This window comes from Thermomonospora curvata DSM 43183 (genome assembly GCF_000024385.1).
Lineage (GTDB): Bacteria > Actinomycetota > Actinomycetes > Streptosporangiales > Streptosporangiaceae > Thermomonospora > Thermomonospora curvata.
The window spans coordinates 4,793,119-4,819,874 of sequence record NC_013510.1 but is presented as its reverse complement, the minus strand read 5'-3'; the positions used below and the strand labels follow the sequence as shown (position 1 = coordinate 4,819,874).

The 26,756-nt window shown below is 72.5% G+C and carries 22 protein-coding genes; 16 read left to right on the top strand and 6 right to left on the bottom strand.

Translation table 11 applies throughout. The features are described 5' to 3' along the window. Positions 1-99 precede the first annotated feature (99 nt). Together sucC and sucD are read left to right on the top strand one after the other, a co-directional pair. Positions 100-1,290, top strand: coding sequence for an ADP-forming succinate--CoA ligase subunit beta (gene sucC / locus TCUR_RS20720; RefSeq protein ID WP_012854531.1), 1,191 nt, complete (start codon positions 100-102; stop codon positions 1,288-1,290). 2 nt (positions 1,291-1,292) lie between these two features. Beyond that, a complete protein-coding gene (sucD, locus tag TCUR_RS20715) occupies positions 1,293-2,180 on the top strand; it encodes a succinate--CoA ligase subunit alpha (protein ID WP_012854530.1) in 888 nt (295 codons plus the stop codon). 66 nt (positions 2,181-2,246) lie between these two features. Here sucD and TCUR_RS20710 read toward each other — a convergent pair whose 3' ends face one another. Then, positions 2,247-3,035: a hypothetical protein gene (locus TCUR_RS20710; protein ID WP_012854529.1), complete on the bottom strand. Its 789-nt coding sequence runs from the start codon at positions 3,033-3,035 to the stop codon at positions 2,247-2,249. Positions 3,036-3,328: 293 nt separating this feature from the next. Here TCUR_RS20710 and TCUR_RS20705 point away from each other — a divergent pair, with 293 nt between their 5' ends. Then, positions 3,329-5,008, top strand: a complete 1,680-nt coding sequence (locus tag TCUR_RS20705) for a cell division protein PerM (RefSeq protein ID WP_174315334.1) — start codon at positions 3,329-3,331, stop codon at positions 5,006-5,008. Between the two features lie 41 nt (positions 5,009-5,049). On the opposite strand, the gene TCUR_RS25165 is transcribed toward TCUR_RS20705, so the two are convergent. Continuing rightward, positions 5,050-5,523 carry a DUF4190 domain-containing protein gene (locus TCUR_RS25165; RefSeq protein WP_012854527.1) on the bottom strand — a complete coding sequence of 158 codons (474 nt, stop codon included), beginning with the start codon at positions 5,521-5,523 and terminating at the stop codon, positions 5,050-5,052. Positions 5,524-5,655: 132 nt separating this feature from the next. Here TCUR_RS25165 and purN point away from each other — a divergent pair, with 132 nt between their 5' ends. The 4 genes from purN (at position 5,656) to TCUR_RS20685 (ending at position 9,272) form a co-directional block, all read left to right on the top strand. Next, positions 5,656-6,309, top strand: coding sequence for a phosphoribosylglycinamide formyltransferase (gene purN, locus TCUR_RS20695; RefSeq protein ID WP_012854526.1), 654 nt, complete (start codon positions 5,656-5,658; stop codon positions 6,307-6,309). A gap of 22 nt (positions 6,310-6,331) precedes the next feature. Next, entirely contained in the window at positions 6,332-7,900 is a 1,569-nt protein-coding gene (purH, locus tag TCUR_RS20690) for a bifunctional phosphoribosylaminoimidazolecarboxamide formyltransferase/IMP cyclohydrolase (RefSeq protein ID WP_012854525.1), read from the top strand. A 230-nt stretch (positions 7,901-8,130) separates the two neighbouring features. Beyond that, positions 8,131-8,292: a hypothetical protein gene (locus TCUR_RS27190; protein ID WP_012854524.1), complete on the top strand. Its 162-nt coding sequence runs from the start codon at positions 8,131-8,133 to the stop codon at positions 8,290-8,292. Positions 8,293-8,420: 128 nt separating this feature from the next. Beyond that, positions 8,421-9,272 carry a bifunctional methylenetetrahydrofolate dehydrogenase/methenyltetrahydrofolate cyclohydrolase gene (locus TCUR_RS20685; RefSeq protein WP_012854523.1) on the top strand — a complete coding sequence of 284 codons (852 nt, stop codon included), beginning with the start codon at positions 8,421-8,423 and terminating at the stop codon, positions 9,270-9,272. 138 nt (positions 9,273-9,410) lie between these two features. On the opposite strand, the gene TCUR_RS20680 is transcribed toward TCUR_RS20685, so the two are convergent. Next, positions 9,411-10,151 (bottom strand): FHA domain-containing protein, encoded by a 741-nt coding sequence (locus TCUR_RS20680; protein WP_012854522.1) that lies wholly within the window; start codon positions 10,149-10,151, stop codon positions 9,411-9,413. A 268-nt stretch (positions 10,152-10,419) separates the two neighbouring features. On the opposite strand from TCUR_RS20680, the gene TCUR_RS20675 reads away from it, so the two are divergent. From TCUR_RS20675 to TCUR_RS20655, 5 genes are all read left to right on the top strand, one after another. Continuing rightward, a complete protein-coding gene (locus TCUR_RS20675; protein WP_012854521.1) occupies positions 10,420-10,803 on the top strand; it encodes a DUF3017 domain-containing protein in 384 nt (127 codons plus the stop codon). A gap of 254 nt (positions 10,804-11,057) precedes the next feature. Further along, positions 11,058-12,281: an NADP-dependent isocitrate dehydrogenase gene (locus TCUR_RS20670; protein WP_012854520.1), complete on the top strand. Its 1,224-nt coding sequence runs from the start codon at positions 11,058-11,060 to the stop codon at positions 12,279-12,281. A gap of 271 nt (positions 12,282-12,552) precedes the next feature. Further along, entirely contained in the window at positions 12,553-13,542 is a 990-nt protein-coding gene (locus tag TCUR_RS20665; protein WP_012854519.1) for a malate dehydrogenase, read from the top strand. Positions 13,543-13,705: 163 nt separating this feature from the next. Beyond that, positions 13,706-15,475 carry an HSP90 family protein gene (locus tag TCUR_RS20660; protein ID WP_012854518.1) on the top strand — a complete coding sequence of 590 codons (1,770 nt, stop codon included), beginning with the start codon at positions 13,706-13,708 and terminating at the stop codon, positions 15,473-15,475. Further along, complete coding sequence (locus tag TCUR_RS20655) at positions 15,472-18,120, top strand: hypothetical protein (protein WP_012854517.1); 2,649 nt, start codon at positions 15,472-15,474, stop codon at positions 18,118-18,120. Before TCUR_RS20660 ends, TCUR_RS20655 begins: the two co-directional genes overlap by 4 nt. A 123-nt stretch (positions 18,121-18,243) precedes the next feature. On the opposite strand, the gene galK is transcribed toward TCUR_RS20655, so the two are convergent. Continuing rightward, entirely contained in the window at positions 18,244-19,374 is a 1,131-nt protein-coding gene (gene galK / locus TCUR_RS20650; RefSeq protein WP_012854516.1) for a galactokinase, read from the bottom strand. 8 nt (positions 19,375-19,382) lie between these two features. Continuing rightward, positions 19,383-20,339: a UDP-glucose 4-epimerase GalE gene (gene galE / locus TCUR_RS20645; RefSeq protein ID WP_012854515.1), complete on the bottom strand. Its 957-nt coding sequence runs from the start codon at positions 20,337-20,339 to the stop codon at positions 19,383-19,385. A 431-nt stretch (positions 20,340-20,770) separates the two neighbouring features. On the opposite strand from galE, the gene trpS reads away from it, so the two are divergent. The 3 genes from trpS (at position 20,771) to TCUR_RS20630 (ending at position 23,621) form a co-directional block, all read left to right on the top strand. Beyond that, entirely contained in the window at positions 20,771-21,808 is a 1,038-nt protein-coding gene (gene trpS / locus TCUR_RS20640) for a tryptophan--tRNA ligase (RefSeq protein ID WP_012854514.1), read from the top strand. 73 nt (positions 21,809-21,881) lie between these two features. Beyond that, positions 21,882-22,421 carry a 2'-5' RNA ligase family protein gene (locus TCUR_RS20635; RefSeq protein ID WP_041440185.1) on the top strand — a complete coding sequence of 180 codons (540 nt, stop codon included), beginning with the start codon at positions 21,882-21,884 and terminating at the stop codon, positions 22,419-22,421. Between the two features lie 174 nt (positions 22,422-22,595). Next, on the top strand, positions 22,596-23,621 hold the full coding sequence (locus TCUR_RS20630; RefSeq protein WP_012854512.1) for a YihY/virulence factor BrkB family protein: 1,026 nt from the start codon (positions 22,596-22,598) through the stop codon (positions 23,619-23,621). 158 nt (positions 23,622-23,779) lie between these two features. On the opposite strand, the gene TCUR_RS20625 is transcribed toward TCUR_RS20630, so the two are convergent. After that, positions 23,780-25,075 carry a D-alanyl-D-alanine carboxypeptidase family protein gene (locus tag TCUR_RS20625; RefSeq protein ID WP_148233072.1) on the bottom strand — a complete coding sequence of 432 codons (1,296 nt, stop codon included), beginning with the start codon at positions 25,073-25,075 and terminating at the stop codon, positions 23,780-23,782. 413 nt (positions 25,076-25,488) lie between these two features. Here TCUR_RS20625 and TCUR_RS20620 point away from each other — a divergent pair, with 413 nt between their 5' ends. Continuing rightward, positions 25,489-26,655, top strand: a complete 1,167-nt coding sequence (locus TCUR_RS20620) for a glutamate--cysteine ligase (protein ID WP_012854510.1) — start codon at positions 25,489-25,491, stop codon at positions 26,653-26,655. Positions 26,656-26,756: the final 101 nt, after the last annotated feature.

The following is a 26,756-nucleotide window of genomic DNA, read 5'->3' as shown; positions in this document are numbered from 1 at the left end:
CATGCCGCGGCTCTGTGCGGGCGATCGCCGGAGCGGTCGGTAGGGGCGTGCGACCAGCACGCAAGCCAGGCTGTCGATCCGCAAAAAGGACGGACCCTCGTGGACCTGTTCGAACATCAGGCGAAGGAACTCTTCGCCGAGTACGGGGTACCGGTGCCCACCGGCAAGGTGGCGCACACCCCCCAGGAAGCGCGCGCCATCGCAGAGGAGCTCTTCGCCGCCGGAAGCCAGAAGGTCGTCATCAAGGCCCAGGTCAAGACCGGCGGACGGGGCAAGGCGGGCGGTGTGAAGCTCGCCGACGACGCCGATGAGGCCCAGGCACTCGCCGAGCAGATCCTCGGCATGGACATCAAGGGCCACACGGTCCACAAGGTCCTGGTCGAGGCCGGCAGCGCCATCGCCCAGGAGTTCTACTTCTCCTTCCTGCTCGACCGGGCCAACCGCTCCTTTTTGTCCATCTGCTCGGCCGAGGGCGGCATGGACATCGAGGAGGTCGCCGCGACCAAGCCCGAGGCCGTCGCCAAGGTCCCGATCTCGGCGCTGACCGGGGTCGACCGGGCCAAGGCCCGCGAGATCGCCCAGGCCGGCAAGCTGCCCGAGCAGGCCCTCGACGGCGCCGCCGAGCTGATCGAGCGGCTGTGGGCGGTGTTCACCGACGAGGACGCCACCCTGGTCGAGGTCAACCCGATGATCCTGACCACCGACGGCCGGGTCATGGCGCTGGACGGCAAGGTCACCCTCGACGACAACGCCGACTTCCGCCAGCCCGACCACGCGGCGCTGGCCGACGAGAAGACCACCGACCCGCTGGAGGCCCGCGCCAAGGAGAAGGGCCTCAACTACGTCAAGCTGGACGGCACCGTCGGCGTCATCGGCAACGGCGCCGGCCTGGTGATGTCCACCCTGGACGTGGTGGCCTACGCCGGCGAGGAGTTCGGCGGGCAGAAGCCGGCCAACTTCCTGGACATCGGCGGCGGCGCCTCGGCCGAGGTGATGGCCAACGGCCTGGAGATCGTGTTGTCGGACCCCTCGGTCAAGAGCGTGTTCGTCAACGTCTTCGGGGGCATCACCGCCTGCGACGCGGTCGCCAACGGCATCGTGACGGCCTACAAGCTGCTGGCCGAGCGGGGCGAGAGCGTGGACCGGCCGCTGGTGGTGCGGCTGGACGGCAACAACGCCGAGCTCGGCCGCAAGATCCTCGACGACGCCGGGCTGCCCGGCGTCGAGCGGGTGGACACCATGGACGAAGCGGCCAAGCGGGCCGCCCAGCTCGCCGCGGCAGGTGCGTGAACATGGCTATCTGGCTCACTGAGAACAGCAAGGTCATCGTGCAGGGGATGACCGGCTCCGAGGGCTCCAAGCACACCGCGCGGATGCTGCGGGCCGGCACCAACGTGGTCGGCGGCGTCAACGCCCGCAAGGCCGGCCAGACCGTCGACTTCGACGGCAAGGAGCTGCCGGTGTTCGGCACCGTCGCCGAGGCGATGGAGAAGACCGGCGCCGACACCTCGGTGGTGTTCGTGCCGCCGAAGTTCGCCAAGGACGCGGTGGTGGAGGCCATCGACGCCGGCATCGGGCTGGCCGTGGTCATCACCGAGGGCATCCCGGTGCACGACACCGCCTACTTCTGGGCGTACGCGTGCGAGAAGGGCAACGCCACCCGCATCATCGGCCCCAACTGCCCGGGCATCGCCTCCCCCGGCAAGTCGAACGCCGGCATCATCCCGGCCGACATCACCTCTCCGGGGCGGATCGGCCTGGTGTCCAAGTCGGGCACGCTGACCTACCAGCTGATGTACGAGCTGCGCGACATCGGCTTCTCCACCTGCGTGGGCATCGGCGGCGACCCGGTCATCGGCACCACCCACATCGACGCGCTCCAGGCCTTCCAGGACGACCCCGAGACCGACGCGATCGTGATGATCGGTGAGATCGGCGGGGACGCCGAGGAGCGTGCCGCCGCCTACATCGAGCAGCACATCACCAAGCCGGTGGTGGGGTACGTGGCCGGGTTCACCGCCCCCGAGGGCAAGACCATGGGCCACGCCGGCGCGATCGTCTCCGGCTCCTCCGGCACCGCCGAGGCCAAGAAGGAGGCCCTGGAGAAGGTCGGCGTCCGGGTCGGCAAGACCCCCAGCGAGACCGCCCGCATCATGCGGGAGGTCATGCAGAACCTCTGATCGACGCGGCTGTTTCGCCGGCGGGTCGTCCCCGGTCGGGGACGACCCGCTCGTCGTTTCACGGGGTCAGCGCGCGGGCGTGGTGAAGAACTGATGCGGCTGGAAGATGCAGATGTTGGTCTCGCTCTGCACGTTGGCGTCGGTGATCTCCACGAAGTACCCGTAGGAGGTGTCCGGTTTGAGCTCGGTGCCGATGGTGACGCCGCTGCGGTTGAGCCCGGCGGTCAGCTCCCCGCCGCCGGCCCGCTGGATGAAGATGTTGTCCCACCACACCAGGCGCTGGGTGTCGAACTCTTTCAGGGACGACGCCTCGGCGATCCGGTAGATGTAGTAGGCGTCCACACCGGCCAGGGCCTTGAGCGTGGTCCAGGAGGACTTGACCCCGCTCAGCGGTGACCCCTCCGGCAGCGGATTGCGCCGGGAGGGGGTAAAGGACGCATAAGCGTCCTCCCGGTGACGGACGTAGGCGGACACCAGGGTTTTCCTGGGCGCATCGTCCTGCACTCGGGACTTGCTCAGTACCGTGCCGTCCTTGCAGGTGACCTCGATGGTGTACGTGCCGGGCGGCATGAAGCCGGTGGGCAGGTTCACCATGTACCAGTAGTAATTCAGCGTCGGGTCGTAGATGTGACCGTTGATGTTGCGGTTGGTGAACGGCTCGTTGGCGAACTCGACCCGGTAGCCGTCGGGTCCCTTGGCGACGATCCGGTCGATGAGCTGGGGGGTCGGCACGTCGCCCGTCGGCCAGAACGACACCAGGAACTTGTGCTGCTCCCTGGGAAGATTGGATTCCTCGAAGTCCCAGTACACGTCGCAGGCCATGATGTCGTAGATGCGGACCTTGGTGTCGCCCATGTGACTCCTCGCTGATTCCGGTGAACGTGGCGAACGCTAAAGGCCGCGAGCGGGAACCGTCATCGGTGAAATCACCGGCCGCACGACAAAAGCCCGTAATAGCCCTTTTAGGACTTTCGGGATTTCCGTCGAGCGCCCCGGCGGCGTGCATCTTTGGCGCGCCGCTCCCGGACGCGCCGCCCGCCATCGGCGGCCCGTGCGACGGCGGCATGTGAAAAAGACCGGCCCCGGCGAAGGGCGACACGCCGGATGACCAGACCTCCCCGGCGGGAAGACGGTGCCAGCATGGCCCTGTGCCGGACGTAAAGCCACGACAACGCACGCCCCGCAAAGCTCCCGCCCGTGCCGTCCCGGCCTCCTCCCGGCCGCCGGCGGTCACCGGATTGGTGGCGGCCACCTGGTGCGCCGGGGTCGGACTGGCGGTGCTGACCACCGTCACCCTGGTGGGCTGGATCGCCGCCCCCCGCACCGCGCTCGGCCCCGGCCTGCCCGGCGTCTTCCGCACGGCCGTCAACTTCTGGCTGGTGGCGCACCATGCCGGATTCTCCCTGCCGGACGGGCGGGTGGGGCTGCTGCCGCTGGGCCTCGTCGTGCTGCCCGGAGCGCTGCTGTACCGCGGCGGCGGCTGGGTGGCCCGGGTCTGCGGAGCGGTGCACCTGCGGGGGGCCGCCTCCGCGCGGCGAGCCGTGATCCAGGCGGCGCTCGCCCTGGCGGTTCCCTACGCGGCCCTGGCCGGGGTGCTGGCGCTGGCGGCCGCCACCGACGTGGTGCGGCCCTCGGCCTGGCAGGCGCTGGTGGCCTGCTTCCTGGTGGCCGCGGTGGCCGGCGGGCTGGGCGCCGCCCGCGCCTTCGGCGCCGTCCGCGGCAAGCGGGTCCGCTCGGGGATGGGCGTGCTGCTGCGGCTGCTGCCCGCCCGCCTCCGCTCGCTGATGACCGGGGTGCTGGGGGCGCTGGGCGTGCTGGTCGCCTTCGGCGCGGTGCTCGTCGGCGCCTCCCTGGCGGTGCACCACGCCCAGGCCGTCGCGATGTTCGACGAGCTGGCCCCCGGCATCGTCGGCGGCGCGTTGCTGCTGGTGGTGGAGCTGGCCTACCTGCCCAACGCGGTGATCTGGGGCATGGCCTACGCCATCGGCCCCGGTTTCGCGGTGGGACGCGGCACCAGCGTGTCACCGACCGGGGTGTTCCTGGACGTGGTGCCCTCCTTCCCCCCGCTGGCGGCGCTGCCCGAGCCGGGCCCGGCCCCCGCGCTGTCGCTGCTGGTGATGGCGGCGCCCTTCGCCGCCGGGGTGGTCGGCGGGCTGCTGACCGTCCGCGTCATGCCCAGCCCCGCCCACGAGGCCGCGCCCGTCTGGGGGTTCGTCTCCGGGGTGCTGACGGGGGGCGTCACGGCGGTGCTGGCGGCCCTCTCCGGCGGCCCGATGGGCGGCGAGCGCCTCACCGTCATGGGGCCGTCCCCCTGGCGGGTGGGCATGATGGCCGCCCTTCAGGTGGGGACCGCCGCCGCCATCACCGCCTGGCCGGCCAACGTGCTGATTCTGCGCCGCCTCGCCGGCCGGGCCGGCGAGGCGGCGGAACCCGCCGGACGACCCGCCCGGCGCAGGGCCGCGCGCCCCGGGAAACGGGCGGAAGACCGCCCGCCCGCCGTGGCGCCCACCCGGCCCGAGGAACCGCCCCCGCCCCCGGCTCGCCGGGTCTCCCTCGTGGCCGACCCACTGGAGTTCGAAGACCCCGAACCCGTCCTGGCGCCGCGCAAGGCGCACCGGCCCCGGGCGCGCGACCCGCTGGACGAACCCTTCCCCCAGGAGATCGCAGCCGGACGGGAGGACGAGGAGCCCGGCTCCTCAGAGCCCGAAGACGAGACCGCCCCGCCCGAGCCCGCACCGAAACGGCCCGAACGCCGGGACGAAGCCCTGCGCACCGAGACCCGCGGCGGCGCCATCTACATCCTGCGCGACGAACCGCCCGAGGACTGAAAAGCCCCTGCCGCCGGGTCGCGAGCGGCGGGGACCCGGCGTCACAGGGGCAGGTTCTCGGGCTTGAGCGTGCCTTCCTCCAGGCCGAACTTCTTTTCGATGTCGCGGGCCAGCCGCTCTTTGCACACCCGCTCGTCCTCGATGGTGTTGGCGGCGCGGCGGCACTGGTCGTAGGTGCGGATCTCATTCAGCAGGTACATCTGCCCGATGAACCCGAGGACGAAGAACGCGACGCCGAAGGCGCCGAACACGATGCCGGGCATCGCCCCCGGCGCCGGGTTGCCCGTCCGGCGGGACGCCCTCCGCGCCCGCACCCCGAAGACCAGGGCCGCCACCGCGCACACCGGCGACAGCAGGGACAACACCGGGATGAACATCAACAGCACGGCGGCCAGGCCGAGCCACAGCGCCCGCCGCCCGGTCCGTTCGATGTCCTGCGGGCCCACAGGTCCCCGCCCGGTGCCCGGTCGCCCTTCGGGATCGGGACGGGCCTGCTGCCCCGGCTCGATGCTCACTGAACCTCCCGCCTGGTGGTGCCGCCTCCGGTCGCCCCGAGGCGGGCCGATAGGCTTTTGGGCGGCCGGTGTCCAGCTCATCCGGCCCCGCTTCGCGGGTCAATCAGCCGCTCATCCGATTAAGGAGTCACGGTGTCCGCCCGGCTTGTCGTCCTCGTCTCCGGTGCGGGGACCAACCTACAGGCACTGCTCGAAGCGTGCGCAGATCCAGCCTACGGGGCGAAAGTGGTGGCCGTGGGCGCGGACCGGCACGGCATCGCGGGCCTGGAGCGGGCCGAGAAGGCCGGGGTGCCGACCTTCGTGGTCCGGGTCCCCGACTACCCCAGCCGCCAGGAGTGGGACGCGGCGCTGACCGAGGCCGTGGCCGCCCACCGGCCCGACCTGGTGGTCTCGGCCGGCTTCATGAAGATCCTCGGCCCGGCGTTCTTGGAACGGTTCGGCGGCCGCGTCATCAACACCCACCCGGCGCTGCTGCCGGCCTTCCCCGGCGCGCACGCGGTGCGCGACGCCCTGGAGTACGGGGTCAAGATCACCGGTTGTACGGTGCACTTCGTCGACGAGGGCGTGGACACCGGTCCGGTGATCGCCCAGGAGGCGGTCCCGGTCCGCTGGCACGACGACGAAGACACCCTGCACGAACGGATCAAGCAGGTCGAACGCCGCCTGCTGGTCGAGGTGGTGGGAAGGCTGTGTCGTGACGGCTGGACCACCAAGGGACGCCGGGTGTCGATGAAATGCCGCACCTGCAATGGCGCCGGTTCGGCCGCACGGTCCGACAACGAGTGATGCGAATGAGGGGAGCTCGGCCGTGAGTCGAGTGGCGATCAAGCGTGCACTGGTCAGCGTGTACGACAAGACGGGCCTGCAAGAGCTGGCCCGGGGCCTGCACGAGGCGGGGGTGGAGATCGTCTCCACCGGGTCCACCGCGGCCCGGATCGCCGAGGCGGGGGTGCCGGTGGTGAAGGTGGAGACCCTCACCGGCTTCCCCGAGTGCCTGGACGGCCGGGTCAAGACCCTGCACCCGCGGGTGCACGCCGGCCTGCTGGCCGACCGGCGTAAGGAGGACCACCGCCGGCAGCTGGCGGACCTGGACATCGAGCCGTTCGACCTGGTGGTGGTGAACCTGTACCCGTTCGCCGACACCGTGGCCTCCGGGGCCGGCCCCGAAGAGTGCGTCGAGCAGATCGACATCGGCGGGCCGTCCATGGTGCGCGCCGCCGCCAAGAACCACGCCAATGTGGCCGTGGTGGTCGATCCGTCCGCCTACGGGGAGGTGCTGGAGGCGGTGCGCGCCGGCGGCTTCACCCTGGCCGAGCGCCGCCGCCTGGCCGCCCGGGCGTTCGCGCACACCGCCGCCTACGACGTGGCGGTCGCCTCCTGGTTCGCCGGCAGCTACGCCCCCGACGAGGTCGCCGAGTCCACCCGCTGGCCGGACTTCCTCGGCGGCACCTGGGAGCGCAAGGCCGTGCTGCGCTACGGCGAGAACCCCCACCAGCGCGCCGCCCTCTACACCGACGGGCAGGGCGGCCTGGCCGGGGCCGAGCAGCTGCACGGCAAGGAGATGTCCTACAACAACTACGTGGACGCCGACGCGGCCCGGCGGGCGGCCTACGACTTCGCCGAGCCCTGCGTGGCGATCATCAAGCACGCCAACCCGTGCGGCATCGCCATCGGCGCCGATGTGGCCGAGGCCCACCGCAAGGCCCACGAGTGCGACCCGGTGTCGGCCTTCGGCGGCGTGATCGCGGTGAACCGCCCGGTGGACGCGGCGATGGCCGCGCAGGTCGCCGAGGTCTTCACCGAGGTGGTGGTGGCCCCCGACTTCACCCCCGAGGCGCTGGAGATCCTCACCCGCAAGAAGAACATCCGGCTGCTGCGCTGCCCGCAGGGCCCGCTCGGCGGCATCGAGTTCCGCCGGGTGGACGGCGGGGTGCTGCTGCAGACCGTCGACAAGCTGGACGCCCAGGTGCCGGGCGGCGGCGACGACCCGTCCGCCTGGACGCTGAAGACCGGGCAGCCCGCCGACGAGGCGACCTTGCGGGATCTGGCGTTCGCCTGGCGGGCCTGCCGCGCGGTCAAGTCCAACGCCATCCTGCTGGCCTCCGGCGGCGCCACGGTCGGCGTCGGCATGGGCCAGGTCAACCGGGTGGACTCGGCGCGTCTTGCGGTGCAGCGGGCCGGGGATCGGGCGGCCGGCTCGGTGGCCGCCTCCGACGCCTTCTTCCCCTTCCCCGACGGGCCGGAGGTGCTGGCCGCCGCCGGGGTGCGCGCGATCGTCCAGCCGGGTGGCTCGGTGCGGGATGAGGAGGTGATCGCCGCCATGGACAAGGCCGGGATCACCATGTACTTCACCGGGGTCCGGCACTTCTTCCACTGATTCGCCCTTCGGGCCCGGCGGTGCGGCGCTCCGCGTCGCACCGCCCTTGCCTGTGCGGTCCCCGCGTCGGCCCGCCGGACGGGGTGGTGAAAAAGTTCACTGACCCCATCCCGAACGCCTGTCCAATTTGGGGGTTTTGGGAGAGTTTGGGGTGGGCGTGTTGATACCCTCGGGCGATATTGCGCGCCCATGACCATCGTTTGAGGCGCCCTGGCACCTGGGGGAGACCAGTGGAGATCCTGCTGGGCTTTGTGTTGCAGTCCGCGTTCGCGCTCACCGAGGTCAAAGAGGCCGTGGGGCTGATCGCCGCGGTGCTGCTGGCGGGGCTGGCCGCCCACGCCGGCTGGCATGCCACCGATCGCCTGATCGCCCTGCGCCGGCGCCCCGACTGAGCCCCGGCGGCCGGTGTGCCGCGCCCCGGCATGGGACCGTCCGTCATGCCGTCTCCGGGCTGCGGCGCCGCCGCGGCCGGTCCGGTCCCCTGCCGGAGGCGGTGGGGGGCACTGGCAGAATTGGGCCTGTGACTGCAAAGATCCTGGACGGCAAGGCAACGGCGGCTCAGATCCGCGCCGACCTCAAAGAGCGCGTCGCCGCGCTGCGGGAACGCGGAGTCGCCGTGGGGCTGGGCACGGTGCTGGTCGGCGACGACCCCGCCAGCCGCTCGTATGTGGCGATGAAGCACCGCGACTGCGCCGAGGTCGGCATCGAGTCGATCCGCCGCGACCTGCCCGCCGACGCCACCCAGGAGCAGGTGGAGCAGGCGGTGGCCGAGCTGAACGCCGATCCGGCCTGCACCGGCTACATCGTCCAGCTGCCGCTGCCCAAGGGCCTGGACGAGCAGCGGGTGCTGGAGCGCATCGACCCGGCCAAGGACGCCGACGGGCTGCACCCGATCAACCTGGGCCGGCTGGTGCTCATGCAGCCCGGCCCGCTGCCGTGCACCCCCAAGGGCATCGTGGAGCTGCTGCGCCGCTATGAGGTCCCGCTGCGCGGCGCCGAGGTCGTGGTGGTCGGCCGCGGCATCACCGTGGGCCGCCCGCTGGGCCTGCTGCTGACCCGGCGCAGCGAGAACGCCACCGTCACGCTGTGCCACACCGGCACCAAGGACCTCGCCGAGCACACCCGCCGCGCCGACATCGTGGTGGCCGCCGCCGGTGTGCCCGGCCTGATCACCGCCGACATGGTCAAGCCCGGCGCCGCCGTGCTGGATGTGGGCGTCTCCCGGGTGAACGGCAAGCTCGCCGGGGACGTCGCCGCCGATGTGGCCGAGGTCGCCGGCTGGCTCGCCCCCAACCCCGGCGGCGTCGGCCCCATGACGCGCGCCATGCTGCTGGCCAACGTGGTGGAGGCCGCCGAGGCCGCCGCCGGCTGAGCCCGTCCCCGGCGCAAGCGGCCGGGGACGGGGCGGCTTTCACCGGCTCGTCCGCATCACCGGGCCGGCGCCGGGTGCGGCCGCCGCTCGTCTGCGCTGCCCTGGGGCGACGACCGCACGTCCGTGCGCCGCCGGCCGTCAGCTGGCCCTGCGGCCCGCCGTGCCGGCCGGCGGACGGCCGGGATGGCCCGCCGAGCGGCCCGGCACCGGCTTGTGGGCCACGCCGGAGGCGCCCGGCCGGCGCAGCTCCCCGGTGGCCCTGGCGTCCATGGGAGGGCGGTTCTGCGGGGGCACGTGCACCGGCGGCAGCGGCCGGACCAGGCCCATCGCGATCACCTCATTGGCCAGCCGGGTGCGCCGGTTGGCCCCCTCCGGGATGCGGAACTTCTGGTAGAGGCGCAGCAGGTGCTGCTTGACGGCGGCCTCGGTGACCACGAGTTCGGAGGCGATGTCGCGGGCCGTGGCGGGGGCCACGAACGCCGCGTCCGACAGAGCGGGACGGCACAGGGCGGTCAGCACGTCCACCTCCCGCCTGGTGAGCTCGGGGGCGACGGCGCGCCGCAGCTCGATGTCCGGGTCGACCTCCTCGCGGGGGATGCCCCCCATCCGGCAGCGCGCCGTGCCGAAGCTGACGACGTCGCCGTCCTCCAGCACCCGCCGGGCGATCGGCCGGCCGTTGACCCGGGTCCCGTTGCGGGACAGGCCCATGTCGACGACGTACACATAAGGCCCGCGCCGGACGATCTCGGCGTGCAGGCGGGACACGCTCGGGTCGTCGAGGCGGACATCGACTCCTTTACCTCGCCCGACCGTCGTCACCTCGGGGCGCAGCGCCACCACCATGCCGCTGTCTTCGATCCGTATGAACGGCCCCTCCACGGCAGTCCTCCCAGCTAGTTAGCGACCCCTGTCCAGCGGGTTACCCGTCCATGGGGCTGCCACACCCTGTTACTGGTGAGTAGGTCCGATCTCATAAGGGATTCGGCGCCTTTGAGGGCCCGGCGAGTAGACTCGAGGACCGGCGGCTGGGAGCGTTCCGGACAGATCGTCCTAAAACGGGCCGCCCATTCTCACCATGTGAACGGACGCGCGAGTGGCGCGCCGCCCGGCGCGGCGGCCTCATGCATGCCACTGGAAGGACGGAGCGGTGGCCGGCGAGCACACGGACCGGCAGGGCGAGTCCCCCGGCGAGTCCCCCGGCGAGGGCGCGCAGCAGGTGACGCTGCGGCGCCGCCGGCGCGCCGGGGCGCGCAAGAAGGCCGCCTCCTCGGCGCACTGGCTGAGCCAGCTGCCGTACGTGCTGGCGCTGTGCGGAGTGGCCGGGTCGCTGGTCATGTACGCCACCAACCACTTCCGCAAGGGCTCGGCGCTGCTGGCGGCCGGCGTGCTGTTCGGGGCGCTGGCCCGTCTGGTGCTGCCGGAAAGCCAGGTGGGCATGCTCGCCATCCGCAAGAAGTGGCTGGATGTGCTGACCATGACCGCCCTGGCCGTCGCCGTCGCCGTGGTGGCCTGGGTGGTGCCGGGTGACTGAGCGGGCCCGCGGCCTGCGACGGTCATGGCGGGCACATGACGGCCCCCGCGTGCGTTGACCCTATGACGGCCCGGGACGCCCGCGGGCGGTCGCAAAGGGGGTGCCAAGGCTCGTCCGGCATGCCCCCACCTGCGAGAATGTGACGCAATAGAGCGAAATGTCGGGCCCAGGTCTAGACCTTTGACCGGGCTTGGATAGCCTCCCAGTGAGCCTTACGAAGGACTGCTGGCCGGTGTGGAAGGGACAGCAACAGCATGCCCAAGATCAAAGTAGCGGGCCCGGTCGTCGAACTCGACGGCGATGAGATGACGCGGATCATCTGGAAATTCATCAAGGACCAGCTGATCCTGCCTTACCTGGACATCGACCTGAAGTACTACGACCTGGGCATCCAGAACCGCGACGCCACCGACGACCAGGTCACCGTGGACGCCGCCAACGCCATCAAGAAGTACGGCGTCGGCGTCAAGTGCGCCACCATCACCCCCGACGAGGCCCGGGTGGAGGAGTTCGGGCTCAAGCAGATGTGGCGCTCGCCCAATGGAACGATCCGTAACATCCTGGGCGGCGTGGTCTTCCGCGAGCCGATCATCGTCTCCAACATCCCGCGCCTGGTGCCCGGCTGGACCAAGCCCATCGTCATCGGCCGTCACGCCCACGGCGATCAGTACAAGGCCACCGACTTCAAGGTGCCCGGCCCCGGCACCCTGACGATCACCTACACCCCCGACGACGGCTCCGAGCCCATCCAGTTCGAGGTCGCCCGCTACCCCGAGGGCGGCGGCGTCGCGATGGGCATGTACAACTTCCGCAAGTCCATCGAGGACTTCGCCCGCGCCTCGTTCCGCTACGGCCTGGACCGCAACTACCCGGTCTACCTGTCGACCAAGAACACGATCCTCAAGGCCTACGACGGCATGTTCAAGGACGTGTTCGCCGAGATCTACGAGAACGAGTTCAAGGAGGAGTTCGAGGCCCGCGGCCTGACCTACGAGCACCGCCTGATCGACGACATGGTCGCCTGCGCCCTCAAGTGGGAGGGCGGCTACGTGTGGGCCTGCAAGAACTACGACGGCGACGTGCAGTCCGACACCGTGGCCCAGGGCTTCGGCTCGCTCGGCCTGATGACCTCGGTGCTGATGACCCCCGACGGCCGGACCGTGGAGGCCGAGGCCGCCCACGGCACGGTCACCCGCCACTACCGGCTGCACCAGCAGGGCAAGCCCACCTCCACCAACCCGATCGCCTCGATCTTCGCCTGGACCCGCGGCCTGGCCCACCGCGGCAAGCTGGACAACACCCCCGAGGTCATCAAGTTCGCCGAGACCCTGGAGCAGGTCTGCATCGAGACGGTCGAATCCGGGCAGATGACCAAGGACCTGGCGCTGCTGATCAGCAAGGACCAGCCCTGGCTGACCACCCAGGAGTTCCTGCACGCGCTGGACGTCAACCTCCAGAAGAAGATCAACGAAAAGTGACGCCCTGATCGTCTCCCGTGACCGCGGGAGCGATCCCGGCCCGGCGTCGCTGATCGGGAACGGTCATCCGTCGTCCCCGCACAAGCAGGGGTGAGGGTGCTGAAGGCCGCCTCGGAGAACCCGGGGCGGCCTTCGCGTTCCGGCAGGCGCGGGGCGGGAAGTGCGGGGGAGACGGCGCGCGATACGCTGACTGCGGATATCTCGACAACGAGAGAACCGGAAACGACCACCAGTCGCCTGCGCTCGTCAGGCTCGCCAGGAGATGAAGGCCATGACCAGCACTCCAGTCAACGTCACCGTCACCGGCGCGGCCGGGCAGATCGGTTACGCGCTGCTGTTCCGCATCGCCTCCGGGCAGCTGCTCGGCCCGGACGTACCGGTCCGGCTGCGGCTGCTGGAGATCCCGCAGGCGATCAAGGCCGCCGAGGGCACGGCCATGGAGCTGGACGACTGCGCCTTCCCGCTGCTGGCCGGCATCGACATCACCGACGACCTGAAGACCGCCTTCGACGGCGCCAACATCGCGCTGCTGGTGGGCGCCCGCCCGCGCACCAAGGGCATGGAGCGGCGCGACCTGCTGGAGGCCAACGGCGGCATCTTCAAGCCGCAGGGCGAGGCCATCAACGCCCACGCCGCCGACGACATCAAGGTGCTGGTGGTGGGCAACCCGGCCAACACCAACGCGCTGATCGCCCGCTCGCACGCCCCGGACGTGCCGGCCGACCGGTTCACCGCGATGACCCGGCTGGACCACAACCGCGCCATCGCCCAGCTGTCGAAGAAGGCCGGCGTCCCGGTCTCGTCCATCAAGAAGATGACCATCTGGGGCAACCACTCGGCCACCCAGTACCCCGACCTGTTCCACGCCGAGATCGACGGCCGCAACGCCGCCGAGGTCGTAGGCGACCAGGAGTGGCTGGAGAACGACTTCATCCCGACCGTGGCCAAGCGCGGCGCCGCCATCATCGAGGCCCGCGGCGCCTCCTCGGCCGCCTCCGCCGCTTCGGCCGCCATCGACCACATCCACACCTGGGTGAACGGCACCCCCGAGGGCGACTGGACCTCGATGGCCGTGGTGTCGGACGGCTCCTACGGCGTCCCCGAGGGCCTGGTCTCCTCCTTCCCGGTGACCTGCTCCGGCGGCAAGTGGGAGATCGTGCAGGGCCTGGAGATCGACGAGTTCTCCCGCGGCAAGATCGACGCCTCGGTGGCCGAGCTGGTCGAGGAGCGCGACGCGGTCCGCAACCTCGGCCTCATCTGACGGGTTCTCCACCCGGCTTCATCGTGACCCGGGCGGGGCGGGGCATTGCGTCCCCGCCCCGCCCGGGCTCGTCCGGAATGGCTTCACCGGTGGCCGGATCCCCCGGGCGGCCCGCCGCTAGGCTTGACCTTCGCGTTCCGGGGCGATCAGGAGGAAACCATCGGTGGCCGACCAGGCGTTCCAAGTCGATTTGCGCGGCGTGGTCGATCTGCTCAGCCGCCATCTGTACTCCAGCCCCCGCGTCTACCTGCGGGAACTGCTGCAGAACGCGGTGGATGCGATCACCGCCCGCGGCGGTGGCGGCCGGGTGCGGATCGAGACCGACGGCGCGGGGACGCTGCGCGTCCACGACGACGGGGTGGGCCTGACCGAGGAGGAAGTGCACCGCCTGCTGGCCACCATCGGCCGTTCCTCCAAACGGGACGAGCTGGGGTTCGCCCGCCACGACTTCCTCGGCCAGTTCGGCATCGGGCTGCTGTCGGCGTTCCTGGTGGCCGATGAGATCGAGGTGGTCACCCGCTCGGCGCGCGGCGGCCCGGCGGTCACCTGGACCGGCTATGCCGACGGCCGCTACCGGGTGGGCCCCGGGCGGCGGGAGGAGGCGGGCACCACGGTCACGCTGCGGGCCCGGCCCGGCTCCGCCGAGCTGCTGGCCCCCGCCACCGTCGCCGAACTGGCCCGCCTCTACGGATCGCTGCTGCCGTATGCCGTCACCGTGGACGGCCGCGAGGTCACCGGCGGCGGCCCGCCCTGGCTGGCCGCCCACCCCGACCCGGTGCGGCGCCGCCGGGAACTGGCGGCCTACTGCCGCGAGCTGTTCGGGTTCGAGCCCTTCGACGTGATCGACCTGCAGGTGCCGCAGGCCGGGCTGACCGGGGTGGCGTTCGTCATCCCCCAGCAGGTCTCGCCGGGCGCGCGCGGCGGCCACCGCGTCTACCTGAAGCGGATGCTGCTGGCCGAGAGCGTCGAAGGGCTGCTGCCGGAGTGGGCGTTCTTCGTGCGCTGCGTGGTGGACGCCACCGAGCTGAAGCCGACCGCCGGCCGTGAGGCGCTGTATGAGGACGAGCTGCTGGAGGCCACCCGGGAGGCCCTGGGCGAGCGGCTGCGGCAGTGGCTGGTGCAGCTGGCCGAGACCGACCCGGCCCGGCTGCGCGGGTTCCTGCGGCTGCACCACCTGGGGGTCAAGGCGATGGCCCTGCACGACGATGAGATGCTGCGGATCGTCGACCGGTGGCTGGAGTTCGAGACCTCCGACGGGCCGATGACGCTGGCGGAGTTCCGCCGCCGCCACCCGGAGGGCCGCTACACCCCCGATGTGGACGAGTTCCGCCGGCTGTCGGCGGTGTCGGGCGCCCAGGGCGTGGGCCTGGTCAACGGCGGTTACGTCTACGACACCGAGATCATCGAACGGCTGCGGCGGATCGACCCGGACGCGGCGCTGCGCCGGCTGGACCCGGCCGAGCTGGCCACCTCCTTCGGGGTGCTGGACCCGGCCACCGAGCTGGCGCTGCGGCCTTTCCTGGCCGCCGCGCAGCGGGCCGTGGACCGGCTGGGCTGCGAGGTGGTCGTCCGCGACTTCGACCCGGCGTCGCTGCCGGCGCTGTACCTGACCAGCCGGGCCGCCCGGCACGCCGCCGAGCTGGAGGAGGCCCGCGAGCAGGCCGACGAGCTGTGGGCCGATGTGCTGGGCGCGCTGAGCGGCATGCACGCCGCCGAGCGCCCGCAGCTGATCCTCAACCACCGCAACCCGCTGACCAGGCGGATCACCGCGCTCGGCGAGGAGGGGCTGATCGAGGTGGCGGTGCAGGCGCTGTACGGGCAGGCGCTGCTGCTGGGCCGCCATCCGCTGCGGCCGGCCGACGCCGCGGTGCTGAACCGTTCGTTCCTGGGCCTGCTCGACTGGGCCGTGCACAAGCCGGGGGAGGGCGGGTGAGCGTCGAGGAGGTCCACGCGCTGCTGGCGCGGGCCGAGGAGCTGCCCTACGGCGAGGCCAGGACCGTCCTGGTCGAGGACGCGCTGCGCCGGGCCGAGGCCACCGGCGACCCGGTGCTGGCCTACCGCGTGCGGATGGAGCTGACCGGCTCCTACCAGCACGGCGGGGAGCCGGCCAAGGCGTTCGCCACCTTCAGCCGCTGCCTGTCGCAGCATGACTCCGACCCCGGCCGGTTCGGCGGCGAGCAGGTGCTGCTGTGGCAGTTCAAGTGGATCGTCAACTCCCTGACGCTGTTCCCGGAGATCCCGCTGGACCGCACCTATGCCGTCCTGGACGACATGGAGCGGCGCTACCGGCTCGGCGGGCACAGCCTGCAGGCCGTCTACCACTACCGGCACGTGGTGGCCCGGCATGTGGGCGATGAGGAGGCCGCCGAGGAGTGGTTCGCCAAATGGCACGCCGCGCCCCGGGACGCCTTGTCGGACTGCGAGGGCTGCGACCCCACCGGCAAGGTCCGCCACCTGATCGCGCGGGGCCGCCACGAGGAGGCCCTGCAGGTCGCCGCCCCGGTGCTGGGCCGGGAGCTGAACTGCACCGAGCAGCCGCAGAACATCCTCACCGCGCTGCTGCCGGCCTACCTGGCCACCGGGCGGCTGGAGGAGGCCGCCCGGGCGCACCGCCGCGCCTACCGGCTGACCCGCGCGAACTTGCGCGACATGGCCGACATCGCCGACCACATGGAGTTCTGCGCACGGACCGGCAACCATGCGCGCGGCCTGGAGATCCTGCAGCGCCACCTGGAGTGGCTGGAACGGGCGCCCAGCCCGTATGCGCGGATGCGCTTTGCGGCGGCCGCGGCGCTGGTGCTGCGCATGGCGGACACCGGCGAGGGACTGACGCTGCGCGGCCCGTCCGGGGAGCCGGTGGCGGCCGCCGAGCTGCACCGGGAGCTGACGGCGCAGGCCCTGGAGCTGGCCGGGCGGTTCGACGCCCGCAACGGCAGCTCCTGCCAGGGCGACCGGGTCCGCGCGGTGCTGGAGGCCGAGCCGCTCCTCGAGTGGCTGCCGCTGTCCCCCTATGCCCGCCGCCCGGCGCCGCCCCCGCCGCCGGCCGCCGGGCCGGCCGCCGCGGCCGATGGGCCCGATGAGCTGCTGCAGGCGGCCGAGGACGCCTGGACCCGCGGCGATGTGCCGGCGGCGCTGGCGGCCTGGCGCCGCTTCGATGAGCTGGTGACCGAGCCGACCGCCGCCCAGGCGGGACGGCGGGCCGACGGGACGGGCCTGGAACGCATGACGGCCGGTGACATGGCGGGCGCGGCGGACTGCTGGCAGCGGGCCGCCGAGCTGCACCTGCGGGCCGGCGACGAGACCCGCGCGCAGTCCACCCGCGGCCGGGTGGGCGCCGCATGGTGCGCCCTGGGCCGCGTCGACGAGGGGCTCGACCTGCTCACCGCCTCCCTGGCCCGGCTGGAGGAGATCGCCGCCGGCACCCGGTGGGCGGACGCGGCCCGGCTGCGGCTCGCCGGCGCCCTCCTGCAGCTGGGCCGGGCCGCCGAGGCGCTGGAGGTGCTCGACTCCGGTGACCTCACCGACCCCATGGAAGCGGCCGAGGGCCAGGTGCTGCGGGGCCGGGTGCTGCTCGACCTGGACCGCGCGGACGAGGCCGAGCAGGCGCTGCGGCGGGGGTATGCGGCCCTGCGCGAGAGCGACGGCGTCACGTGGTCGGGGGAAGTGGCGTTCCTGCTGGCCCAGCTGGTGATGCACCGGCGGCCCGAGCCGCCCGCCGAGGGGCCCGATGAGGTGCTGGCGCTGCTGGATGAGGCGATCGCCCGCCTGCCCGTCCAGCAGAGCCCGCTGCGGGCGTCGGCGCACGCGGTGCGCGGCGGCCGGCTGATGGCCTGCGGCCGGTTCGCCGACGCCGCCGACGACCTGATCGAGGCGGTGGCCGCCTTCACCGCCGCCGGCATCGCCCCGCAGGCCGCCTACGCCCGGCTGGACCTGGCCGCCGCGCTGCTGCAGGCCGGGCGGCACTTTGAGGCGGCCGAGGTCGCCGAGGAGGCCGGGCCGATGCTGGCGCAGCTGGCCGATCACGACGCCGAGCGCCGCTGCCGCTACCTGCTGGCCCAGGCCCAAGAAGAGCTGGGCGAGGCGGGCGCCGCCGACATCTACGCCGAGCTGGCCGCCGAGGAGCGCGAAGAACGCCCGCATGCGGCCGCCCGGCTGCTGGAGAAGGCCGCCGACGCGCTGTCGCGCCTGGACCGCAGCGCCCTGGCCGCCGAACGGTACGCCGCCGCGGCCGAGGCGTTCACCGCCGCCGGCGACCCCTATGGCGTGGTCCGCGCCCGCCGCTGCCGTGCCATGTGCCTGGCCTGGAGCGGCCGCCCCGAGGAGGGCCTGCAGGCGATGGCGGAGGCGCGCGCCGCCCTCGACGACCTGCCCGCCGGCGACCCGGCGGCGCGGACCTGGGAGACGGCGGCGGTCTGCTACGACCACGCCCACCTGCTGGCCGGCGTCGGCCGCCTCGCCGAGGCGCTGGAGCAGGTGGAGCAGGCCATCGCGGGCTTTGCCGAACTGGGCGAGCGGCAGGCCGCCGACACCGCCGCCGCCTTCCGCGAACGGCTCTTGGCCGCCGCCGGCGAGGAGTGAACCTTTTCGGCACCCGGCCCAAGGGGACGGGAGCCCGCGGGCGCCCGGTGCCGCGGCGCTCCCGGCCACGGCACCGCCCCCGCGTGCGACCTGCGGCGGCGTGCCGAAAAGGTCACCGGCGCTTCACAGCAGGCGGCGGGCCCCTGCGGAGGGAACGGCCTCCAGGTAGGCGGGGGCGGGCCAGCCGCGTTCGGCGTAGGCGGCGTCGATGGCCTCCCGGACGTCGGCGAGCCGGTCGGCGGCGGCCAGCACGATGACCGAGCCGCCGAAGCCGCCGCCCACCATGCGGCCGCCCCGCGCCCCGGCCCGCAGCGCGGCCTCCACCGCCGCGTCCGCCCGCGGCCAGGAGACTTCGAACTGGTCCCGCAGCGACAGGTGCGAGGCGGTCAGCAGGGCGCCCAGTTCGGCGAGCGCCCCGGCGCGCAGCAGCCCCACGGCCGCCTCCACCCGGTGGTTCTCGGTGACCACGTGCTGGGTGCGGCGGCGCAGCACCGGCTCCGGCAGGCTCGCCAGCGCCCCGGCCAGGTCCTTGACGTCCCGCAGCGAGTCCACCCCCAGCAGGGACGCGGCCCGCTCGCACTCGGCCCGGCGCGCCGCATAGTCCCCGTCGGCCAGGGCGTGCGGGGCGCGGGTGTCGACCACCAGCAGCGACAGCGCCTCACCCAGCGGCAGCGGCACCTGGGAGGACAGGCCGCTGCGGCAGTCCAGCAGCAGGGCGTGCCCCGCGGTGCACAGCAGCGCGGCCGACTGGTCCATGATCCCGCAGGGCGTGCCGGTGAACTCCCGCTCGGCCCGCTGCGCCAGGCGGGCCAGCTCGGCGCGTTCGATTTCCACGCCGTGCAGCTGGCACAGGGCCAGCGCGACGGCGCACTCCAGCGCCGCCGACGAGGCCAGCCCGGCGCCCTGCGGCAGATCGGAGTCGATCAGCAGGGACGCCCCGCCCACCCCGTGCTCGCGCAGCACGGCGGCGACCCCCGCGGGGTAGGCGGCCCAGCCGTCCACCGCGCCGGGCGTCAGCTCCTCCACCCGCACGGTGCGGCCGTCGGCGGCGGCCTGCAGGGAACGCAGCTCCAGCACCCCGTCGTCGCGGCGGGCGGCGGCCACCGACACCCCCTGGGCCAGCGCGAACGGCAGCACCAGCCCGTCGTTGTAGTCGGTGTGCTCCCCGATCAGGTTGACCCGGCCCGGGGCGTGCCACACCCCCTGCGGGGGCCGGCCGTAGGCCTCCTCGAAGGCCGCCAGCAGCGGATCCACCGGCCCGCTCACCTCTGCGAGCGCAGGAACGCCCAGGCGTCGGCGACCATGCGGTGCAGGTCGTGCTCGGGCTTCCAGCCCAGCTCGGCCTGGATCTTCTGGGAGGAGGCCACCAGCACCGCCGGATCGCCGGGCCGGCGCGGCGCCACCTCGGCCGGGATCGGATGGCCGGTCACCTCCCGGCAGACCTCGATGACCTCGCGCACCGAAAAGCCGTTGCCGTTGCCCAGGTTGAAGATCTTGTGCTCGCCGGGCGTGCACGCCTGCAGCGCCAGCAGGTGCGCCACGCCCAGGTCGACCACGTGGATGTAGTCGCGGATGCAGGTGCCGTCGGCGGTGGGGTAGTCGTCCCCGAACATCTTCACCGACGGGCGGGTCCCGGCGGCCACCGCCAGCACGTTGGGGATCAGGTGGGTTTCCACGGTGTGCCGCTCGCCGAACCGGCCGTAGGCGCCCGCCACGTTGAAGTAGCGCAGCGACACCGCGCCGAAGCCGTGCATGCGGGCGTACTCGCTCAGCGCCGTGTCGATCGCCAGCTTGGAGGCCCCGTACGGGTTGGTCGGGCGGGTCGGGTCGGTCTCCAGGATCGGGGTGGACTGCGGTTCCCCGTAGGTGGCGGCGGTGGAGGAGAAGACGATCTGGCCCACCCCGGCCCGGCGCATCGCCTCCAGCAGCGCCAGCGACTCGCCCAGGTTGCGGTCCCAGTACAGGCCGGGCTTTTCCATGGACTCGCCCACCAGGGACTTGGCCGCAAAGTGCAGCACGGCCTGGAAGCCGCCGCCTTCCAGCACGGGTGCGGCCTGCTCGCGCAGGGTGCCGCGCACCAGGCGGGCGCCCTCGGGCACCGCGTCCGCATGGCCGGTGGACAGGTCGTCCAGGACGGTCACCTCATGCCCCGCCTCCAGCAGCTGGGCGGTGACCACGCTGCCGATGTAACCGGCGCCTCCGGTGACGAGCAGTTTCACGAAGACTCCTCCAAAGGAAACAGGGCAGGCGGGGAGGTTCCTCAGCCTAGCCCGCCGCGGCCGGGCGGCAGGTCCGGATGGTCCGGTTCCGGCCGCGGCGCCGGGGATGCGGTCCGGTTCGCCGCTCGTCCCTGACCTCTTTGTGAACCGTTGCGAACCGATCGGGAACGGTGGAGCCGAATATGATGAGCACGACGCGCGGGTGCGCCGGCCCGGGGCGGCAAGCCGGGCCCGCGGGGCGCACCGCGGTCGCCCGCCGGCGGTCCGCCGCGGCGGGCGTGCGCGTCATGCCGACGCCGTTCCACGCCGGCCGGGAACCCGGGCGGCGTGGGGGAACCGAAACCGCTCCGTCGTCGGCGGCGTCCCCGCAAGGGGCCGGCCGCCTGCGGGACCTCGCCTGCGACGGGGCCTGACAGAATCGAATCGTGCCCATGTCCTCGGTAACCGCGCCACGTGTCCTGTCCGGCATTCAGCCCACCGCCGACTCCTTCCACCTGGGCAACTACCTGGGGGCGCTGCGGCAGTGGGTGGCGCTGCAGGACACTCACGAGGCGTTCTACTGCGTGGTGGACCTGCACGCGATCACCGTCGAGCACGACCCGGCGGCGCTGCGCCGCCGCAGCCGGGTGGCCGCCGCCCAGCTGCTGGCCATGGGCGTGGACCCGGACCGGGCGGCGGTGTTCGTGCAAAGCCACGTGCCCGAGCACACCGAGCTGGCCTGGGTGCTGGGCTGCCTCACCGGGTTCGGCGAGGCCAGCCGGATGACGCAGTTCAAGGACAAGTCGGCCAAGTACGGCGCCTCGGCCACCACGGTCGGGCTGTTCACCTACCCGATCCTCATGGCCGCCGACATCCTGCTGTACACCCCCGAGCCCGGCGAGGGGCAGGTGCTGCAGGTCCCGGTGGGCGAGGACCAGCGCCAGCACCTGGAGCTGACGCGCGACCTGGCGCAGCGCTTCAACCACCGCTTCGGTGAGACGTTCGTGCTGCCCACCGCCTACATCCCTGAGGACGCGGCCAAGATCACCGACCTGCAGGAGCCGACGGTCAAGATGAGCAAGTCGGCCTCCAGCCCGCAGGGCATCGTGGAGGTGCTGGAGCAGCCGTCCACGATGCGCAAGAAGATCATGCGCGCGGTCACCGACACCGGCAGCGAGATCCGCTACGACGAGGAGAACAAGCCCGGCATCACCAACCTGCTGCGGATCTACGCGGCGCTGGAGGGCGTGCCGGTGGCGGAGCTGGAGCGGCGCTACGAGGGGCAGGGCTACGGCCAGTTCAAAAAGGACCTGGCCCAGCTGCTGCTGGATACCTTCACCCCGATCCGGGAACGCACCGAGAAGCTGCTGGAGGACGACAAGCAACTGGACCGCATCCTGGCCGACGGGGCGGCCCGGGCCGGTGCGGTCGCCGCGCGGACGATGGAGATCGTCCGCGAACGCGTGGGATTCGTGGGACGTGGATTGTGAGGCTCCGCTGACGCGGGAGCGGCCGCGGCGGGGGGAAGCGGCGACGGCCGCCGCGGACCCGCGCACGATCGGCGTGGCGATCGCGATCCCCGAACCCTACGGCGGCGAGCTGCAGCGCTGGCGGGAGTCGTTCGGGGACGCGCTGGCACGTTCCATTCCCACCCACATCACGCTGCTGCCGCCGACCGAGGTGGACGGCGGCCGGCTGCCGGCGATCGAGGCGCACCTGCGGCGGGTCGCCGAGGGCGAGCGCGCCTTCCTCATCCGGCTGAGCGGCACCGCCACCTTCCGCCCGGTCTCCCCGGTGGTGTTCGTGGCGCTCTCGGACGGCATCGGCGCCTGCGAGCGGCTGGAGGCCAAGGTGCGCAGCGGCCCGCTCGCCCGTGACCTGCAGTTCCCCTACCACCCGCACGTGACGGTGGCCCACGACCTGCCCGAGGAGGTGCTGGACCGGGCCTTCAAGGAACTGGCCGGCTACCGGGCCGAGTTCACCGTGTGGGGCTTTTCGCTGTATGAGCACGGCCCGGACGGCGTGTGGCGCCCGCTGCGGGACTACCCCTTCGGCTCGGGCGAGGCGGGTCCCTGGCGGGAGAAACAACCGCCGGGGGAGTGAACTCGGCGGGGACGCGGCCCAGGCTTGCGGGAACGCCGGCTCAAAGAGGCGTCCCCGGCTGTGCCCCGACGTGCGGAATCGGCCTATCGAACGGGATTCGGCGGTCGGATGCCCTTATCCACAGCACCGCTCTTGCGTTGAATCGCCCAGTCGGCGGCGGGTATGGAATCTCCCATGGCACGGGTGATCGACGGCGTGCGGCGCCGGGTGGCGGACCGGAGCGACCGGGTGGGAAAGGCACTGCGCGAACTGCGCCGTCGCTACCCGTGGGTGGACCACATGGCCCGCGCCGCCGAGCGTTACCGGGATAAACGCGGCAACCGGCTGGGCGCCGCGATCGCTTTTTATGCCTTCTTGTCGTTTTTCCCGCTGGTGGCCATCGGGTACGCGCTGCTGGGCTACCTGGTGGGGGCCAGCGAGCAGGCCCGCGAGTACCTGGTGCAGGCGATCAACGAGCTGCTGCCGGGCCTGGCCGGTGAGATCGAGGTGGCCCAGATCGCCCAGGCGTGGGGAGCGGTCGGCCTGCTGGGTGTGGCCGGGCTGATCTACACCGGGCTGGGCTGCATGAACGCGCTGCGCGAGGCGCTGCGCGACATCTGGCTGGGCGACCCGACCGGGGGCGGCAACTTCCTGCTCAAAAAGCTTCATGACATCGGCGCGCTGCTGTTCCTGGGCGTCGTGCTGATCACGTCGGTGGCCGGCTCCACCGTCACCGGCCAGGCCAGTCATGCGGTGCTGCAATGGCTGGGCCTGGAGCACGCCGTGGTGGCCGGGCTGCTGCTGCGGCTGCTGACCCTGTCGGTGACGATCGGCTGCAACACGCTGATCTTTTTGATGCTGTTCTCCCGGCTGTCGGGCACCCGGGCCCCCTGGCGCAGCATCGCCGGCGGCGCGCTGTTCGGCGCGGTCGGCTTCGAGATCCTCAAGCAGGTCGGCGCGCTGCTGGTGGCCCGCACCGCCGGCAACCCGGTGTACGCCTCCTTCGCCGTGGTGGCCGGGCTGCTGGTGTGGATCTACCTGGTGGCGCGCTTCGTGGTCTTCGCCGCCGCCTGGAGCGCCACCCGCAGCGCGGTGCTGGAGGCGGACGCCGCCGGCCGCGGCGGAGCGGCCGAGCCGCACCCGGACGACGCCGCCGCGCGGGAACGGTCCGCGAAACGGGCCGAGGCGGCCGGGGCCACCGCCCATCCCGCCGGGCTTTGAGGGCCCGTCGTCAAGGTCCCGGGCCGACCCGGTTCTGGGGGCCGGCCCGCTTGCGCGCCACGACCTGCAGCCGGGTGATCTGCGCGTCGCGGGCGTCGCCGCGCGCTCGGCGAGCCGCTTGGACGGCACCGCCCCCGGGCCGGCCGGTCCGGGGGCGCTCAGCGCCTGGTTCCCTCCGACGGGTTCAGCGGGTCGTCACCGCCCGGCACCCGCCTGACATGGCCTCCCAGCTGCGGAGGCGGGCCGCTTTGCACCGGGACGCGGGCGGGAGCGGGGCCGGCGGCGGCCGTCCGGCGCCGGCGCAGCAGCAACAGCAGACCGCCCCCCAGCACCACGGCGCCGCCCGCGCCGCCCGCGGCGCCCGCCGGCACCAGCCAGCCGCCGCCGGAAGACCCGGCCGGCGCCGCATGCGGCGAGGCCGCCGCGCTCGCAGCGGCGCTCGGCTCACCGGCGGCCGCGTCCACCGGCTCGACCAGCACCCCGACCGGCCTGACCCTGGGGCCGTAGGCGAAGCCCCAGTCCAGCAGCTTGGTGACGTCCGGCCACAGGTTCTCCCCGCGCAGCAGCGCCACGATGAGGGTGCGCCCGTTGCGCTCGGCGGCGCCCACGAAGGTCTGCCCGGCGGCCATGGTGAAGCCGTTCTTGCCGCCGATCGCCCCCGGGTACTCGTACCGCTGGCCGGGCAGCAGCCGGATGTGGGAGTAGATCGGGTAGCCGCCGATCTTCTTGCCCTTCTTGCGCTGCTCCTTGGTGGGCGGGGCGGGCCAGTAGTGGTGGTTCTTGCCGATGTAGGCCCGCAGCTGCGGCATCTTCAGCCCCTGCCGCATGATCAGCGCCAGGTCGTAGACGGAGGTGTGCTGGGTCTTGACGGTCAGCCCAAGGTCCACATCCAGGCCGTTGGTCGAGCCGGCCAGCGTGTCGTTGGCCTGCAGCCGCCGGGCCTCGGCGTTCATGGAGTCCAGGGCCGCCCGCACCCCGCCGGCGGCCTGCGCCAGCGCCAGGGCCGCGTCGTTGCCCGACACCATCAGCAGCGCGTGGAACAGGTCGGAGACCTTGTAGGTCAGCTTGGGGGTCATCCCGACCTTGCTGCCCTCCACCTCGCAGGTCTCCCGGGTGGGCCGGACGGTGGCGTTCGGGTCCAGTTTGGGGATCAGCGCCACGGCGGTGAGCATTTTCAGCGCGCTGGCCGGCAGGAAGCGCCCGTGCGGGTTCTTGGCGGCCAGCACCTGCCCGGTGCCGGCGTCGGCGACGATGTAGGCGCCGGCGGCGATTTTCGGCGGCGCCTTGGCGCCCGGCCCCACATCCACCACGATTCCGCGTTCACCGAGGCGGGGACCTCCGATCGGTTCTCGGGCCACGGGCCGGGCGGCCGCCAGGGTGGTCGATGGCACGGCCAGGGACACGGCCAGCAGTGGCGCGGTGAGCGCGGTGATCGCGCGAGGTGTGTTTCTCATGGCTCCGCGAAGAGTAGTGACCATCCCGGATTGCCGGTACCCGGCCATAACTTCGTTGACGCCCGCTATGCCGTCAGGGTTGGGTGGGTGATGAGTCATGCGTCGGGATCTGGCGCAAACGGGCGCCGATCTCCCGGGTTTCGGACGGCTGACTAGCCCGATCGGGTGGTGCTCCGGTCGGCGGGAAGTGGCCGCCCAGAGCCACCGAATGCGTCCGGCCGCCGTCCGGGCGGGTCAACTGAGGTCTGGACGGGTGGGGCGCGCGGCGCCCGGTGCGGGGCGGGGAGCATCATGGAGACGTCCACACTTTGGACACCGCCGGATCGGGTATTTGTCCGGGCTTAGGGATGCGCTGGCCCAATTGCGCCACGTGCCACGCATCGACCTGCAAGGATTGTGCCTGGAGGTTGGCCGTGGCCATTGACTTCAAGGCGTCGCGGGGCGCGACGCTGGGCGTGGAGTGGGAACTGCAGCTCGTCGACTCCCACAGCAGGCTGCTGCGCCAGGAGGCCCGCCGGGTGCTGGCCGCTTTGCCCGAGCTGAGCACCGGGCGGGAAAATCCCAAGCTCCGTCACGAGATCATGGAATCCACGGTCGAGGTGGTGACCGATATCTGCCATACGGTCGGCGAGGCCGTGGCGGATCTGGCCGAGACCGTCGAGCGGCTGCGCTCGGTGACCGAGCCGCGGGGCATCGATCTGGCCTGCATGGGCACCCACCCCATCAGCGGCTGGCAGGAGGCGGTGATGGCGCCGGTGCGCCGCTACGCCGAGCTGGTCGAGCAGATGCAGTGGCTGGCCCGGCGCATCCAGACCTTCGGGGTGCACGTCCATGTGGGGATCCGCGACGCGGCCAAGGCGATCCCCATCGTCAACGCCCTGGCCTGCTATCTGCCGCATTTTCTGGCGCTGACCGCCTCCAGCCCGTACTGGAGCGGCCACGACACCGGGCTGGCCTCCAGCCGGGCGGTGGTGTTCGGCCAGCTTCCCACCGCCGGGCCGCCGCACCTGCTGGCGGACTGGGCGGAGTTCGAAGAGTACATGGACACCCTGCTGCGGGCCGGCAGCATCCGCAGCATCAAAGAGGTCTGGTGGGACATCCGCCCGCATCCGGACCTGGGCACCGTCGAGATCCGGATGTTCGACGGCATCCCCACCCTGCGCGAGGTCGGCATGGCCGCCGCCCTGTGCCAGAGCCTGGTCACCCTCTTCGACCAGCAATTGGATCGCGGGTACACTCTGCCCAGACCGGCCGCATGGGTCGTACGGGACAACAAGTGGCGGGCCACGCGCTACGGCCTGGACGCCATCGTGATCACCGATGACAGCGGGAGCACCACCCCGCTCCGCGACGACCTGTACGAGCTCATCAGGGAACTGGAGCCCGTGGCGGACCGGCTGGGATGCGCCGAGCAGCTCAAGGTGGCCGGCGAGGTCCTCGAACACGGGGCCCCGTACGAACGCCAGCGCGCGATCCGCGCCGAGGGCGGCACTCTTGAGGATGTCGTGGAGGCCGCCGTCACCGAACTGGCAGAAGACAGGTTCGTCAATCCCCGGGAGGTGGCATATGGAGGGAGCTGACGGTGCTCCCCGGCCACCGGCAGGAGGGCGCGAGCCCGGGCGCCGACCCGCAGCCGCCGGCCCGGCCCCAGCGGCCGGGCCGCACTCGTACCCGTCGCCGG